1 protein-coding gene is annotated in these 289 nt (G+C 73.4%); it reads left to right on the top strand.

What is annotated here, in order from left to right; genetic code table 11:
* Window positions 1-260, top strand: a 260-nt coding sequence (locus RA19_RS25440) for an ExbD/TolR family protein (protein WP_039168791.1), incomplete at its 5' end; no start/stop codon positions are given.
* Window positions 261-289 lie beyond the last annotated feature (29 nt).

The following is a 289-nucleotide window of genomic DNA, read 5'->3' as shown; positions in this document are numbered from 1 at the left end:
CCGGCCGCGACATGCCCGCCGGCGGCATCACACTGGCCATCTCGGCCCAGGGCGCGCTGGCGCTGGACGGCGAGGCAATCACCCGCGAGGCCCTCTCCCCTGCCCTTTCCGCCCTGCTGGCGGACGACCCGGATCTGCGCCTGCGCATCAACGCCCACCGCGCGGCCGAACTGCGCCGGGTACTGCCGCTGGTCGCCGAGGCCGAAGCGCTGGGATTCAAGGATGTGGTGCTGGTGGTGACACCGGAAGCGGACGGGTGAGCCGCGGACCCGCCATATGGGCGCAGGGG

This window comes from Leisingera sp. ANG-M1 (assembly GCF_000813745.1).
Taxonomy (GTDB): domain Bacteria; phylum Pseudomonadota; class Alphaproteobacteria; order Rhodobacterales; family Rhodobacteraceae; genus Leisingera.
The sequence above is the reverse complement of the archived record's forward strand: the minus strand, read 5'-3'. Positions and strand labels throughout refer to the sequence as shown.